Annotated in this window: 13 protein-coding genes and 1 riboswitch; of the genes, 1 reads left to right on the top strand and 12 read right to left on the bottom strand. The window is 39.9% G+C overall.

Annotated features, from left to right (window positions below; translation table 11 throughout):
- The first annotated feature begins 45 nt into the window (after positions 1–45).
- Positions 46–651 (top strand): trimeric intracellular cation channel family protein, encoded by a 606-nt coding sequence (locus ACIQVU_RS02540; protein WP_402893716.1) that lies wholly within the window; start codon positions 46–48, stop codon positions 649–651.
- Positions 652–697: 46 nt separating this feature from the next.
- Here ACIQVU_RS02540 and cobT read toward each other — a convergent pair whose 3' ends face one another.
- From cobT to ACIQVU_RS02600, 12 genes are all read right to left on the bottom strand, one after another.
- On the bottom strand, positions 698–1,762 hold the full coding sequence (gene cobT, locus ACIQVU_RS02545; protein WP_402893718.1) for a nicotinate-nucleotide--dimethylbenzimidazole phosphoribosyltransferase: 1,065 nt from the start codon (positions 1,760–1,762) through the stop codon (positions 698–700).
- Positions 1,763–1,845: 83 nt separating this feature from the next.
- A riboswitch (cobalamin riboswitch) is annotated at positions 1,846–2,022 on the bottom strand.
- Between the two features lie 106 nt (positions 2,023–2,128).
- Positions 2,129–2,431 (bottom strand): rhodanese-like domain-containing protein, encoded by a 303-nt coding sequence (locus ACIQVU_RS02550; RefSeq protein WP_340804846.1) that lies wholly within the window; start codon positions 2,429–2,431, stop codon positions 2,129–2,131.
- 98 nt (positions 2,432–2,529) lie between these two features.
- On the bottom strand, positions 2,530–2,757 hold the full coding sequence (gene hfq / locus ACIQVU_RS02555; protein WP_340804844.1) for an RNA chaperone Hfq: 228 nt from the start codon (positions 2,755–2,757) through the stop codon (positions 2,530–2,532).
- Between the two features lie 79 nt (positions 2,758–2,836).
- Positions 2,837–3,739 carry a tRNA (adenosine(37)-N6)-dimethylallyltransferase MiaA gene (gene miaA / locus ACIQVU_RS02560; RefSeq protein WP_340804843.1) on the bottom strand — a complete coding sequence of 301 codons (903 nt, stop codon included), beginning with the start codon at positions 3,737–3,739 and terminating at the stop codon, positions 2,837–2,839.
- Positions 3,726–4,643 (bottom strand): alpha/beta fold hydrolase, encoded by a 918-nt coding sequence (locus ACIQVU_RS02565; RefSeq protein WP_340804841.1) that lies wholly within the window; start codon positions 4,641–4,643, stop codon positions 3,726–3,728. The genes miaA and ACIQVU_RS02565 overlap by 14 nt, the downstream gene beginning before the upstream one ends.
- A 3-nt stretch (positions 4,644–4,646) precedes the next feature.
- Positions 4,647–6,293 (bottom strand): glycerol-3-phosphate dehydrogenase/oxidase, encoded by a 1,647-nt coding sequence (locus ACIQVU_RS02570; protein ID WP_402893723.1) that lies wholly within the window; start codon positions 6,291–6,293, stop codon positions 4,647–4,649.
- A 680-nt stretch (positions 6,294–6,973) separates the two neighbouring features.
- Positions 6,974–8,818, bottom strand: coding sequence for a DNA mismatch repair endonuclease MutL (mutL, locus tag ACIQVU_RS02575; protein WP_402893726.1), 1,845 nt, complete (start codon positions 8,816–8,818; stop codon positions 6,974–6,976).
- A 15-nt stretch (positions 8,819–8,833) separates the two neighbouring features.
- Positions 8,834–11,404, bottom strand: coding sequence for a DNA mismatch repair protein MutS (mutS, locus tag ACIQVU_RS02580; protein WP_340804836.1), 2,571 nt, complete (start codon positions 11,402–11,404; stop codon positions 8,834–8,836).
- A 128-nt stretch (positions 11,405–11,532) separates the two neighbouring features.
- Positions 11,533–12,183 carry an outer spore coat protein CotE gene (gene cotE, locus ACIQVU_RS02585; protein ID WP_340804834.1) on the bottom strand — a complete coding sequence of 217 codons (651 nt, stop codon included), beginning with the start codon at positions 12,181–12,183 and terminating at the stop codon, positions 11,533–11,535.
- A 100-nt stretch (positions 12,184–12,283) separates the two neighbouring features.
- Positions 12,284–12,721 (bottom strand): YlbF/YmcA family competence regulator, encoded by a 438-nt coding sequence (locus ACIQVU_RS02590; RefSeq protein WP_340804832.1) that lies wholly within the window; start codon positions 12,719–12,721, stop codon positions 12,284–12,286.
- A complete protein-coding gene (gene miaB, locus ACIQVU_RS02595) occupies positions 12,722–14,266 on the bottom strand; it encodes a tRNA (N6-isopentenyl adenosine(37)-C2)-methylthiotransferase MiaB (protein WP_340804831.1) in 1,545 nt (514 codons plus the stop codon). It abuts the gene before it with no gap.
- A gap of 250 nt (positions 14,267–14,516) precedes the next feature.
- The gene (locus ACIQVU_RS02600; protein WP_340804829.1) at positions 14,517–14,894 is read right to left on the bottom strand and encodes a 2-oxoglutarate ferredoxin oxidoreductase subunit beta; all 378 of its coding nucleotides are present in this window, start codon (positions 14,892–14,894) and stop codon (positions 14,517–14,519) included.
- Between the last annotated feature and the right edge of the window lie 13 nt (positions 14,895–14,907).

The raw sequence follows: 14,907 nt of genomic DNA on the forward strand, positions 1-14,907 counted from the left end.
TGCTAGAAAATTCATATATTTTGTTACTAAGAAGGGATGAAGGAGATGGCTTGGGAAGTTTTTAGTATTATTGGAACAATTGCCTTTGCTATTTCAGGAGCAATTATTGCAATGGAAGAGGAGTACGATTTATTCGGTGTTTATATATTGGGAATTGTGACAGCCTTTGGGGGCGGAGCTATCCGAAATTTATTGATTGGTCTGCCTGTTACAACATTATGGGGGCAAGATATGATGTTCCAAATTGCACTTGCAGCCATTACAATCTTTTTTATTTTTCCGCATCACCTTATCCAGCACTGGCATCGCTGGGGTAATTTCACAGATGCCATTGGTTTATCCGCATTTGCAATTCAGGGTGCGCTCTATGCGGTCAAACTCGATATGCCCATCAGTGCCGTTATTGTCGCTGCTGTTTTAACAGGCTCAGGTGGAGGCATTGTGCGCGATTTATTAGCACGACGAAAGCCTTTAGTGCTTCGTGATGAAGTCTATGGCGTATGGGCTGCACTTGCAGGTCTAATTATTGGGCTTGAAATGTTTGCAGGAGATATTTTTCTCTATATTTTATTTGCTATCATTACAGCATTACGTATTCTTTCTTATATGTTGAAATGGCGTTTACCCTTACGTAAATTAAACAGAGCATAATTTTCCTATTAGCTATCCGTCACTAATAAAAAACCAAACAATGCTATCACACATTGTTTGGTTTTTCTAATTTCATCGTTTCCTCTAATGTCGCCATATTTTTCATCATTGAGCAAGCCGCATCCAAAATCGGGAAGGCTAAGGCTGCGCCAGAGCCTTCTCCTAAGCGCATATTCATATGTAGCATCGGCTCAATGCCAAGCAATTCAGCAGCCATTTTAGCACCCGGCTCCTCTGAGGCATGAGAAGGAATCATATAATCCTTTACTTTCGGCTCAAGCTTATAGGCAATAAGTGCAGCAATAGTCGAAATAAAACCATCAATTACAACAGGCTTACGATGTGCAGCAGCAGCAAGTATAACACCAGCCATCGCTCCTATCTCTAGCCCTCCAACTTTAGCCAGTACATCAATTATATCTTTAGGATTTGGTTGATTAATCGCAATGGCTTTTTTAATAACAGCTACTTTATGTACAATGCCCCCTTGACCAACACCTGCACCAAACCCTGTAACATCAATAGGATCACAGCCCGTCAAAACAGCTAATATAGCAGCGCTTGGTGTTGTATTACCAATCCCCATTTCCCCTGTTCCAAGTACAGTAGCTCCCTGTGCTATTTCCTCCATTGCCACATGAATCCCGACTTCAATAGATTGAATCGCTTCCTCTCTGGACATAGCAGAACCTCTTGCCATATTAGCAGTGCCATATTTAATTTTCTGCATTATAACACCAGCATCAGGCGGAATATCCCCTTTAACACCAACATCTACTGTGACAACCTTTGTATTCGTTATACGGGCAATCGCACAAACACCTGTACCACCCTTCGGAAAATTTAATGTTTGAAGGAGCGTAACATCTTGTGGATTGGATGTAACACCCTCCTCACAAACACCATGATCTGCCGCACAAACAATCATGACCTTTTGTTCAAGGCTTGGCACTAACTGTTCTGTTATTCCAGCAAGCTGTACAGCAATGGACTCCAGTTTCCCTAAACTTCCCGGAGGCTTACATAGTGTATCGATTCGCATTTTTGCTTGCTCCATCATCTCCTTCTGAACACCCTGAATGTTATGAATTGTACTTTGTAATAATTGCATCATTATTTCTCCCTTCATTTAAACAAAAAAGTCTGTAGTTTATTGTCATGACAAATAAACTACAGACTTTTCCATCATCTATATCTTCCCAAAGCAAGCAGGCAGGTCTTCTGGCTCAAGTTCAACATTTCATAACACCTTCCCAGCTATTCACCAGTGGTATTCGCTATGAAACTCCCTTATACAGTGGCGGGTCCGCTAAAGCTTTTCACTTTATTCCCTATTCTCCCGTAATGGGCACCTAATGCTTTTATATAATTGAAACTTCTATTTCTACCTTCTATCCATCAGTTCGGTCACTCTATCCGTCACTTTTTGGATTCTATCCGCCATTTTGGCTGTTCTATCCGTTTTCTTTGAAAGAGGTTATTTAAACTCCAACTCACCATCATATGCAAGCATGCCGCCTTCAAGGTTTGTTACATCGAATCCATGTGCCTCTAAGTAAGCGCAGGCATTGGCAGAGCGTCCTCCTGCCTTACAAACAATAATATATGGCTTTGTGACATCTAATTCTTCTAGGCGCTCAGGGATTGTAGCAAGAGCAATATGCTGTGCGCCAGGGATCATGCCGTGTGCAACCTCATCGTCTTCACGTACATCAATAATATATAAATCTTCATTTGCATCCAATAGTTCTAATAATTGTGTTGTTTCCATTGATTTCATTATTATAGCCTCCAAAATAGCAATTTCCTCTATCATTATAGCTTGAAGTCTAAAAAACAGCTAGTGCGAAGAACGCATTAGCTGTTTTATAACCTTTATCATTCAGTTTCTAACAACTCTACGTGCTTGGCTGGAACGAATGTAGAAATAGCGTGCTTGTAGATAAGATGTTGCTTATGTTCAACATCCATTAATAAAACGGTAAAATTATCATAGGATTTCACTGTTCCCTTTAGCTGAAATCCATTTAACAAAAAGACAGTGACAAAAATACTGTTTTTACGTAATTGATTTAAAAACGCATCTTGCAAATTAATTGATTTCATCCAATAGCCTCCCTACCAACTTTCTACCTCTTCATTCCTATAGTAGCATGTTCTACCAATTTATCAATGAGTAATTTATCTATAATTGCTCATCGGCTGTTAAAAAATAAACGTCCATTTTATTACGAAAATAAGTTAGCTGCCTTTTCGCATAGCGGCGTGAATTTTGTTTTAAGCTATCAATCGCTTCCTCTAATGAGCATTTGCCATCTAAGTAATCATATAATTCCTTGTAGCCAATTGCTTGAATGGACTGCACACCTCGAATATTCTGCTGCCATAGACCTTTTACTTCGTCTAAAAGCCCTTGCTCCATCATGATATCGACACGACGGTTAATACGGTCATATAGCACTTCACGGGACATATTTTGCCCTAGCCCAATAATAACATGCTTATACAGCGGTACTTGTCCACGATTTTGGGCTTCAGCCGCTTTTGATACACCACTTAACTCCAGCATTTCCAATGCGCGAATCACACGGCGTGTATTATTAGGATGAATGGTTGCGGCTGTTTTAGGGTCTAGCTTTTGTAGCTTATGATGCATTGCCTCTGGGCCGAGTGCTGCTAGCTCATCATAGTAAGCTTTACGTGTCGCTTCATCTACTCGTTCTTCAGTAAATTGGAAATCATAAAGTACGGCTTGGATGTATAAGCCTGAGCCACCAACTATGATGGGAAGCTTCTGTCTGGCTTGAATTTCTGCAATTTTGTCCCGTACTAGCCTTTGGTAATCTGCCACAGAAAAAGCTTCCGTTGGCTCTAAAAAGCTAAGTAAATGATGGGGAATTCCCTCCATCTCCTGCTCTGTAATTTTAGCTGTACCAATATCTAGCCCCTTATAAATTTGCATGGAATCACCGTTAATAATTTCTCCATTATATTTTTTGGCTAATTCAATGCTTAACGCTGTTTTACCAGAGGCAGTGGGACCAACGATGGCTACCACTTCAGCCTGCTCTATACTACTTTGTATCATATTTTTCTAACCACCGTAATAAAACTTGAAAAACTGCTTGTTGATTATCTTCATTTAAAATTTCATGACGTTTATCCTCAAATAAATAAACCGTTACATCCTGTACACCTGCTGCTGCGAATTGCTCAGCAACTGTGTAAACACCTAAGCCCTGTTCACCAACAGGGTCCTTGCTGCCGCTTATCAAAAGAATCGGCAAATCCTTCCTCACTTTAGCGATTTCCTTTTTGCGATTCAATGTTGTAAAGCCTGTTGTTAAATCAACGAAAAATTGATTTGTTGGAATAAAGCCACAATACGGATCATCAATATATTTTTGAACCTCTTGCTGGACAGAAGTTAGCCAGTCGTAAGCCGTTTTGGGATTTGGGAATTGCTTATTAAAGCTGCCAAAGCTGAGCTGATTTAATAGCTGACTCTCTGTTTCTTTACCAAGTCCTTTTGCTAATGCCCTAGCAAGAAGATTTCCTACCGCATGTAATGCTGTAACATTGCCTGTTCCACATAAAATCACTCTATCCACATTATTGCTATATAGTTGAATATAGCGTCTTGTAATAAATGAACCCATACTATGACCAAAAAGTATTAATGGCACATCAGCAAACTGCTTGTGTAGCTGTGTAATAATCTCATGAGCATCTTTCACAACACGCTCAAAGCCATGATGTTCAGCGAAAAAGCCTAAAGTGCCATTATAGGCAGCCGTTTCGCCATGTCCACGATGATCATGCATTGTTACAGCATAGCCTGCTGCATTCAGTGTTTGTGCAAATGAAAGGTAACGACCACTATGCTCTGCCATACCATGTAAAATATGAATATGACCAATGCATGGTGCCTTTGGCTGTAATGTGCGAGTGAAAATAAAATGTTGATCTGACATTTGAATATAGCGTGTCATTTGTTACTCTCCCTCTTTCGCAAAATATGTCGCATCCATAATCGCTTGATCAAGCTGTGTGATATAGGCATTTTTTTGTGCCTCTGTATAATTTAAACGCTGCTGCATCACTTGTACAACCTGCTGCTTATAGAGCTTAACGGCTTCAATATCAAAGTATAATAAACCTGTACGACGAATAAAGAAGTCACTTGGTGTGTAGACCATTTCTGCTTCAATGCCATACAGTAACATTGCATGTAAGGCAAGGGGCATTGTGCTACCGTGTTCATGCAAATATTTGACACGGTCAAATAACGCATCGACATTTGTACCATACTTTTGGACAAGCTGCTTTGCTTCATCATAGTTTAAGCCGTATTGTACACCTTCTCGCGCTTTATAGGCGATATAGTCAGGGAAATTAATCGCATTGATGCCCTTTGCACCAGAAAGTGAGAGCTCACGTGTTAGACAGGGGCCTGCATGCTTATAGCGACGAAGCTTCACAATTTTATCCACAATGGTTTCTGCCATTTGACGATAGCCTGTTAGTTTACCACCTGCAATCGTCATTAACCCACTTGGTGCTATCCAAATTTCATCCTTTCTGGAGATTTCAGAGGGATCCTTGCCTTTTTCATAGATAAGCGGACGTACTCCTGCCCATGTCGATTCAATTGTATCCTTGGTAATCGTAGCCGTTGGAAATACTTTTTTCGCTGCCTCTATTAAATAATCGACATCTTTCTTTGTTGCAACAGGATGTATTGGGTCACCCTCAAAAACTGTATCTGTTGTGCCAATATAGGCTTTTCCATCACGTGGAATCGCAAAAGCCATTCGCCCATCCACAATATCAAAATAAACAGCCTGCTTCAGCGGAAAATATTTTTGGCTTACAACAATATGAACGCCCTTTGTTAAACGTAGTTGCTTATTATCCGTGACTTTATCCTTTTGTCGTATTACATCCACCCAAGGACCTGCTGCATTGACAATTTGTGCGGCATGAACATCAAAGATTCTGCCTGTTACATGATCCTTTACCTTAATGCCAACGAGCTTTTTCCTGTCATAAATAAACGCTGTCATCTCAGCATAATTAACGCAAAGTGCTCCATGCTCTGCGGCTTTTTTTAATACTTCAATGGTAAGTCGTGCATCATCTGTACGATACTCTACATAATAGCCACCACCAACAAGTCCATCTGGGTTTAGTAAAGGCTCTAATGCAAGCGTTTCCTCTGCGCTTAGCATTGTTCGACGCTCCTGCTTTTTTACACCCGCCAAACGGTCATACACCTTTAATGCTAGCGATGTTGTGAGCGGACTAAGGGAGCCCTTTTTATATAAGGGCAAGAGCATTTTTTCAGGTGTTGTAACATGAACGGCATTATCATAAACAATTTCACGCTCACGTCCTACTTCCGCTACTACGCCAACATCGAATTGCTTTAAATAACGTAAACCCCCGTGAATCAGCTTTGTTGAACGACTCGATGTACCTGCTGAAAAATCTTGCATATCAATTAAGGCAACAGATAGCCCCCTTGATGCAGCATCTAGTGCAATGCCTGCTCCTGTAATACCTCCACCAATAACGAGTACATCAAAACTATAGTGCTCTAAATAGTGTAAAATTTTAGGACGCTGCTCAAATGAAAACATACTTTTCTCCCCCAATAGCTATAATTTAAAAATTGTTGTCGCCTCTACAGCCTTTATACAGTGCTGTAGCTTAGTTTTCCTTCATTTGTGGCTGATAGATTTTCCTACTTGTCCAAAGTGCAGATAGTTCATCTTGATTTTGCCAAAAACCTGTGGCAAGCCCTGCTAAATAGGCTGCTCCTAGTGCTGTAGATTCATTCAGCTTTACCTGTAAAATATTACTTCCGTATGTTCCACTTTTTTCGAATACATTTCTAAATTCTTAGCAGTACGAAGCCATTGGATAGCTGAAACACATTGCCCTCTAATGTATAGGTAACGTTGTCAGATTGAACTACCTGTTGCTCTGTATTTAATAGTATAAAGCAGCCAATGCCATACGTGTTTTTTGCCATGTCCTTTGTAAAGCAAGCTTGCCCAAAAGAGCTGCTTGCTGATCACCAGCAATGCCTGCAATCGGAATTTTTTTGCCAAAGAAAATATTTGGTGCTATTGCTGTGTAAATTTCTTACCTCAGGCAGCATTGACATGAGAATATTTAATAGCTAACAAGGCTCCTGATTCCATTGCAATTCGTCAATATGATAGAGCATTGTACGCGCTGCAACGGAGTAATCAGTAATATAAGCCTATCCCTTTGATAATCACCAAACAATAAATCTTCATTTTCATCCCTTGCACTACATCACTCGCTTAAACATTTTTTCTACTTCATAGGTTGTAAAATGAATAAGCACTGGACGTCCATGTGGGCATGTAAATGGATTTTCTGCCTTGCGTAAATCTCGCAGCAATGCCTCCATTTGCTCCTTTGTTAAATAATGATTAGCTTTAATGGATTTTTTACAGCTCATCATAATAGCAGCGTCCTCACGTAATTTTTTAACATCTGCTTTTTTCGTTGTCAGCACTTGCTCAATTAAATCCTCGATAATTTCCTGTTCCTCACCTTTAGGAAACCAGCTTGGATGCTCCCGTATGACAAAGGAGGATTGTCCAAATTCCTCTAAAAACACCCCTACAGCTTCTAACTCATGCTTATTTTCCCGTAAAATAAGCGCTTCATCGGCTGCATAGTGGAAGGTAAGCGGCAGCAATAATGCCTGACGCTCCTGTGGATTGACCTGACCAACCTTTTCACGGAAAAACTCATATTTAATGCGCTCCTGTGCGGCATGCTGATCAATTAAATAAAAGCCATCCTCCATTTGTGCAACAATATAGGTGCCATGAATTTGTCCAACAACCTCAAGCGCTGGAAATGGTTCCTTAGCGGGCGGCTGTGCTACGTCTAGCACCTCTTCAGCCGCTGCTGCCTCCTGCTGTGGCATTGGTTGCCAGCTATCCTCCATCATCGTAGCAATAGGCTCCGGCTCTACGCTATTATCAAGCTCAGACTCCTTGACGGTTTGAACATTGTATAACTTTTCTACAATGGTGTTCATTTTTTCAACATCCATTTTAGGTGCTGGCTTCCATATATTTAATTGCTCCGTAGCAGGCTTTTGGACTTTTTCCTTTTTCTCCATTTGTGGCACACGCATGACTGAACGGAGCGCCTCTCGTACTGTTTCCCCAATCAATGTTAAAAGCTCAGGTTCTTTACTTAAACGGATTTGATGTTTGGCAGGATGGACGTTTACATCTGTTAAATAGGGGTCGCCCTCTATATAAAGCACAACAATTGGAAAGCGCTCAATCGGTAAATACGTATGGTATGCATCCACAATCGTTTTTTGCACTAAATAATGCTTTACCCAACGCCCATTCACAAAGATGGACATATAATTTTTCGAAGCACGCGTTATTTCTGGTAAGGATAAAAAGCCCGAAATTTTATAATCATGTGACTCGCCTTGGAACGACACCATTTTCTTGGCGTTATGGACACCATAAATCGCAGCAAGCACTTGCTGCACATCGCCTCGTCCATTTGTTTGCAGCAATTGTTGACCATTGTGCAATAAGCGAAACGCAATTTGTGGATTGCCAAGGGCTAGTCGATTAATAAGGTCAATTGTATGCCCAAGCTCTGTTTGAATGGTTTTCATATATTTTAAACGAGCAGGTGTATTAAAAAATAGCTGTGATACGGTAATATCTGTTCCTTTGCGTAAAGGACCAGGCTTGTGTGTCATCATATGTCCACCCTCAAGCTCTAAATATGTACCCGATTCACCATTGGATGTAATAAGCGTCATTTTAGAAACAGCAGCAATGGATGCCAAGGCCTCTCCGCGAAAGCCAAGTGTACGAATGCGAAATAAATCATGCTCCTGATAGATTTTACTCGTTGCATGGCGAGAAAATGATTTTAAAGCATCCTCTTCATCCATCCCACTACCATTATCAATTACTTGAATAGAAGTAAGACCTGCTTCTAGTAAAAAAACATCAATGGATGTACTACCAGCATCAATCGCATTTTCAACAAGCTCTTTAACAACAGAGGCTGGTCGTTCTACTACTTCCCCTGCTGCAATTTTATTGGAGAGCCATTCGTCCATAATTTGTATGTTTCCCATGCTCGTATCACTCCTTTATTTTTTAGCATTTAGTAACTCTTGCTGTAGCTCATATAAAATATTGATCGCCTGCATTGGTGATGTGCCTAAAATATTGAGCTTTTCTAATTTTTTAAGCACCTCTGCTTTGGCTGGCGAAAGAGGTTCCTCCTCTGCAAATAATGACATCTGTACAGGCTGCTCCGCTACTTGCTGCACTTCAGCCACTACCTCTTTACCTGCCTCAAAATCTTCAAGTAAAACACGCGCTCTTATTAAAATCTCCTCTGGCAATTGAGCAAGCTGTGCTACATGTATACCGTAGGATTTATCAGCCGCGCCTTTTTTCACCTTATGCAGAAAGACAACTGTACCATTTTTTTCAGTGGCAGACACATGCACATTCTGTAAGCGTGGCAAATCCTTTTCAAGCGCTGTTAATTCATGATAATGCGTAGAGAACAATGTGTTTGCTCCAATTTTGTCATGAATATATTCCATCATCGATTGTGCCAAGCTCATGCCATCATAAGTCGATGTTCCACGCCCGATTTCATCAAATAGCATCAAACTGTTTTTCGTTGCATGCATAATAGCATGCTGTGATTCAAGCATCTCCACCATAAATGTCGATTGTCCTGCTGCTAAATCGTCTGCTGCACCAATACGTGTAAAAATTTGATCAGTGATCGGCAGCTTTGCCCTTTCAGCAGGTACATAGCAGCCCATTTGTGCCATCACAACAATTAATGCTACCTGACGCATATAAGTGCTTTTACCAGACATATTAGGTCCTGTAATGAGCATCATATTATTGGCTTCCTCAAGAATACAATCGTTTGGTACATACATTTGTTTATTGAGCATTTTTTCCACAACAGGATGTCGTCCCTCAATAATCTCAAGCGCACGCCCCTTATGAAATTCTGGCTTTGTAAAACGATATTTTTCGGAAACACTTGCAAAGCTTAATAGTACATCTAATTCGCTAATGCTTGCTGCTAGCGCTTGTACACGTGGAATAAATACCTTTAATGCATCGCGAATTTCCACAAATAGGTTGTATTCTAATGTTAAGCTTTCTTCCTCTGCATTTAAAATTAATGCTTCCTTTTCTTTTAATTCCTGCGTAATATAACGCTCAGCGTTTGCTAATGTTTGCTTGCGCTCATAGCGTGTTAAATCTGCTAAATGAATATTGGATTTTGTAATTTCAATATAGTAACCAAAAATACGGTTATAGCCAATTTTTAAGTTTTTAATTCCTGTTTTCGCACGCTCCTCCTGCTCAAGCTGGGCAATCCAATCCTTGCCATTGCGAGCGGCATAGCGTAGCTCGTCTAAGCGCTCATTATAGCCATCACGAATCACATCCCCCTCTTTAATGGTAATAGGTGGATTATCCGTAATAGCTCGTGCTAGTAATGCCTCAACATCTGCACAAGTATCGAGTGCCGCGCCTAATCGTTGAAGTGTTTCCTTATTAGCGTCCAGTAGCTGCTGCTGAATCGTCGGCACTTGTCGTAATGAGTCGCGCAGCTGTGCTAAATCACGCCCACCTACATTGCCAAAAGCAACACGACCAGCCAAGCGCTCTAGATCATATACTTGTTTTAGAGAGGCTTGTAGCTCTGTTCGTACAAAATATTCTTCTAATAAATCTGTGACAATCGCCAATCTAGCTTCAATTGCTGAACGTGTTGCAAGCGGCTGATGTAGCCATTGCTTTAATTTACGCCCACCCATTGCTGTTACTGTATCATCCAGCAACCATAGCAGTGTGCCCTTTTGATCGCCGCCACGGATCGATTGAATCAGCTCTAGATTACGTTTAGAGCTTGAATCAATGCGTAAATAATTTTTAAGCTCATTAAATGTAAATGCTTGAATATGCGATAATGAGCGCATTTGTGTTTTATCGATATAGGCAAGCAAGCGTAAGCATGGAATTTGTAATGCTTGTGGTACAGCCTCTACATAGCTTGCTGCCTGTTCCATGGTCATTTCATCTTCTTCAATCGAAAGAACAATTCCTGCATTCACTGCATGCTCAGCCAATAATAGTTGTAAGCTTTCTGTCACAATTAGCTCACGAATACCATAAGCCTGCATTTGCATTAATAATGCCTTACCATCACCTTCAAGCGAAGAAGCGACCGCTTCACCTGTCGATAAATCCAAATAAGCGTAGCCAAATGTTTGAGCATCTAGTTGCTCAGCCGCTCCAATAAAATGATTCGATTTACCGTCAAGCGTCTTGCCTTCCATAATAGTACCCGGTGTAATTAACTGTACAACTTCACGCTTGACTACACCTTTTGCTTGCTTTGGGTCTTCTGTTTGCTCACAAATTGCCACTTTGTAGCCCTTTTGCACAAGTGTTTCAATATAATTTTTAGCCGAATGATGCGGCACACCACACATTGGAATTCTTTCTTTTGCGCCAGCATCTCGGCTTGTTAGTGTAATCTCTAAAATTTGCGAGGCATTAATCGCATCCTCAAAAAACATTTCATAAAAGTCGCCTAATCTAAAAAATAAAAAGGCATCTTTATATTCTTCTTTTACCTGTAGATACTGTTGCATCATTGGAGTATATGTCGTCATATTAAAAATTCCCTCACTCTTGCCTAATAGATACTTTTATTATAACAAAAGATACATGCGAAACGCTTTTTTCACCTTTTTTAAGATGCTAGCATTTCGCATGTATCAAAAAATGATGTTTGGTTAATTTATCTTGATCGTTCATCAGGAAACGATGAGGACTCTAACACATACCTACCTTCTCCCTCAGAGCTTGAAGATGAACTTGAACTAGAGCTGGATGAGGATGATGAACTTTCATCACTAAAGCTCCAATCTTCTTCATAGTCTAGTGGATGGACACTAATACAAATTGTTGTTTCACCCATTACTTCAACAATGACTTCACGCTCTACAACAATTTCAAATTTTGTACCACATGGAGAGATGATAGCTTCAATACAATTTGGCTCTTGCAGTACACGAACTCGAACATCATCACCGACACTAATTTCACCATCACGATAGTGCAGCTTTACTTTGTCTTTATAATGAACTGTTTCGGAAAATACCGCTGTCTTTGAGTGATTACTATAGGCATACCACACGTTGACATCAAATTTTCCTGTTACCTCCACAAACTTTCCGACTTTTTTCGCGGAGCATGTATGATTAATCACCCAGCATCCTAAAATACTTGTCGGTTTATTTGTTGGCGATAATACTACACGCTCTTCCGTTCTTTTCTTCCCCTTGGCAACTACTGCTTTCGTCACGATTTGTCGTAAACGTTTCAGCGCAATTCCTCCTTCGACTCTTTTCACTTCATCATATGCAGGTAGCGCCCATTGGGTGAACATATATTTTTAGACAATACGAAGTTGCTTTCGACAATATTGAAAAAGCACAAGAAATCAATGTTTGAAAAATTGATTTCTTGTGCTTTTCTAGTCATGACCTTTATGAACAGCTACCTGGCTGAGAGTTAGCTACCTGTGAACCTGTTTCACCACGCAGCACATCACCACCTGTTGAACGAATAATTTCATTTGTTACATTGTTGGCGATTGTATTCGATACTAATTGTAGTAAAGAATTAACCTCACCTTGTGACTCTTTAAATTGCTGTACAACAGGAATATCATTAATTTCCTCTTCGATTTTAGCAATTTTCTCTTCAATCATTTTTAACGCTTTTTCTTTTCCTAGGTGCTGGAAATTCACCGCTTGCTTTTGTAAACTTTTTAAGCTAGCAATACGTTCACGCACAAGCTGGTTTTCATTAATTTGTGCCTCTGCTTTTTTGAAAAATTCAACCTCTGGTGTATTGGCAATCATATGTGCAATTTCATGTGATTTTTTAATTAAATCTTCTTTTGTATATAAAACTTGTGTCATTTACGCTTCCACCTTTTCATTTTTTACAACTTCCATAAATTCACCTGTTAATGAATAAGAAGATGTTTCGACTATTTTTACCTTAACTAGCTGCCCGATCATTTCTGCTGGTGCTTTAAAGTTAACAAGACGATTTTTACGTGTGTAGCCTGCTAAAACATCGTCGCGTTTTTTACTTGTACCCTCGACTAAAACTTCAACAACTTCACCCTTCAAGCGTTCCAATGCTTTGCGTGAATATTCACCAACAACTTCATTTAAACGTTGAAGGCGCTCTTTTTTCACCTCTTCAGGGACATTGTCAGTCATTTTTGCAGCTGGCGTGCCCTCACGAGGAGAGTAAATATACGTAAATGCTGATTCAAAGCCTACTTCACGGTATAAGGATAATGTTTCCTCAAATTGTTCCTCTGTTTCATTTGGATAGCCTACAATAATATCTGTTGTTAATGTAACATCAGGAATCGCTGCTTTAATTTTCGCTACTAATGCAAGGAAATGTTCACGTGTATATTTACGTGCCATAATTTTCAAAATGTCATTAGAGCCAGATTGTACTGGTAAATGAATATGTTCCACTAAATTGCCACGTTTTGCAAGCACTTCAATCAAATGATCATCGAAATCACGCGGATGGCTTGTTGTAAATCGAATACGTGGAATATCAATTTTGCGCAATTCATCCATTAAATCACCGAGACGATAGTCACTATCCTCAAAATCCTTGCCATAAGCGTTGACATTTTGCCCCAGCAGCATGATTTCTTTGTAGCCCGCTGCTGCTAGCTCACGCACTTCTGCAATGATCTCCTCTGGACGTCGACTGCGCTCCTTTCCACGTGTGTATGGCACGATACAATACGTACAGAACTTATCACAGCCATACATAATATTGACCCAAGCCTTAATGGAACCAAGACGTTTTTTTGGCAGGTTTTCAATGACATCGCCCTCTTTAGACCAAACCTCTACAACCATTTCCTTCGACATATACGCTTCTTTTAAAATATTTGGCAGACGATGAATATTGTGTGTGCCAAATACCATATCCACATGCGGGTAGCTTCTTAAAATTTTATTAACAACAGATTCCTCTTGCGACATACAGCCACAAACACCAATAAGCATTTCTGGATTTTTGCGCTTATATTTTAACAGAAAGCCAAGTTCTCCAAATACTTTGTTTTCTGCATTTTCACGAATGGCACATGTGTTTAATAATACAACATCCGCTTCGTCAATTATTTCTGTTGGTGTATAGCCAAGCTGCATAAAAATCCCAGCCATTACTTCTGTGTCATGCTCATTCATTTGACAGCCATACGTACGAATGTAGAAGGTACGATCTTTCCCCATGCCAGCAAATTCTTCGGCAATGCTAAAGTCTTTATGGTATTTAACCGCTTCTTTCCCACGCTTTTTAGCATCCTTTAACGAAGGTGCTGTAAAAACCTTCTCAAAATATTTACTATAATCCTTTTCAGGCTTGTCTTCTTTTTTTGGTTGATTGACTTGCTGATTAGCTAAGCGTTGTTCCTCATTCATTGCAATCAGGTAACTCCTTTCAAACGAAATCCATGCACTTGAATTCCCATTTTACTATTATACTGAATAGTTGCTATATCCTACAAGGTTTGTGCATGAAATGTCGTGTTTTCGACTTAAATATGGTTGGTTGGCTATCCGTCTATTATGTGGTTCTATCCGTCAAAGTGGACATGCTATCCCTCAGTTTTTCCATTCTATCCATCATTCCATAGATAAAGAAAATCTAGGTATGCGCTATCTACCTAGATTATGTGGAAAGACCTAAAAATTGAGCATATGTATGTGGCTCATTTTCCTTTAAAATTGTTAAAAATGTAAATGCCAACTGAACCACTGACCACCATTTCATATTGTAGATCATTTCAAAGCGTGTAGGCTCTAATGAAAATACATCCTGAAAAATAGCAATCGGCTCTATTTGCGCATCCTTTAAAATGGATAAAAAGCCAAGAAATAATGTGTGGTCCTTCACTTCAATTAGCCTATCCTCTACAAGCGCATCAATATTTTCTGGTTGCTGAAAATTACACTGTGTAGCCACATAACGCTCCAAATCTTGAGCGCGCTGCCTTTCCTCACGTTCCCTTTTCTTTGCAATAAAATCAATGACGTTATTCACAGTCATCGCCTCTTTTTTC

The sequence above is a fragment of the Lysinibacillus sp. NPDC098008 genome, assembly GCF_044760715.1.
Classification (GTDB): Bacteria; Bacillota; Bacilli; order Bacillales_A; family Planococcaceae; genus Lysinibacillus.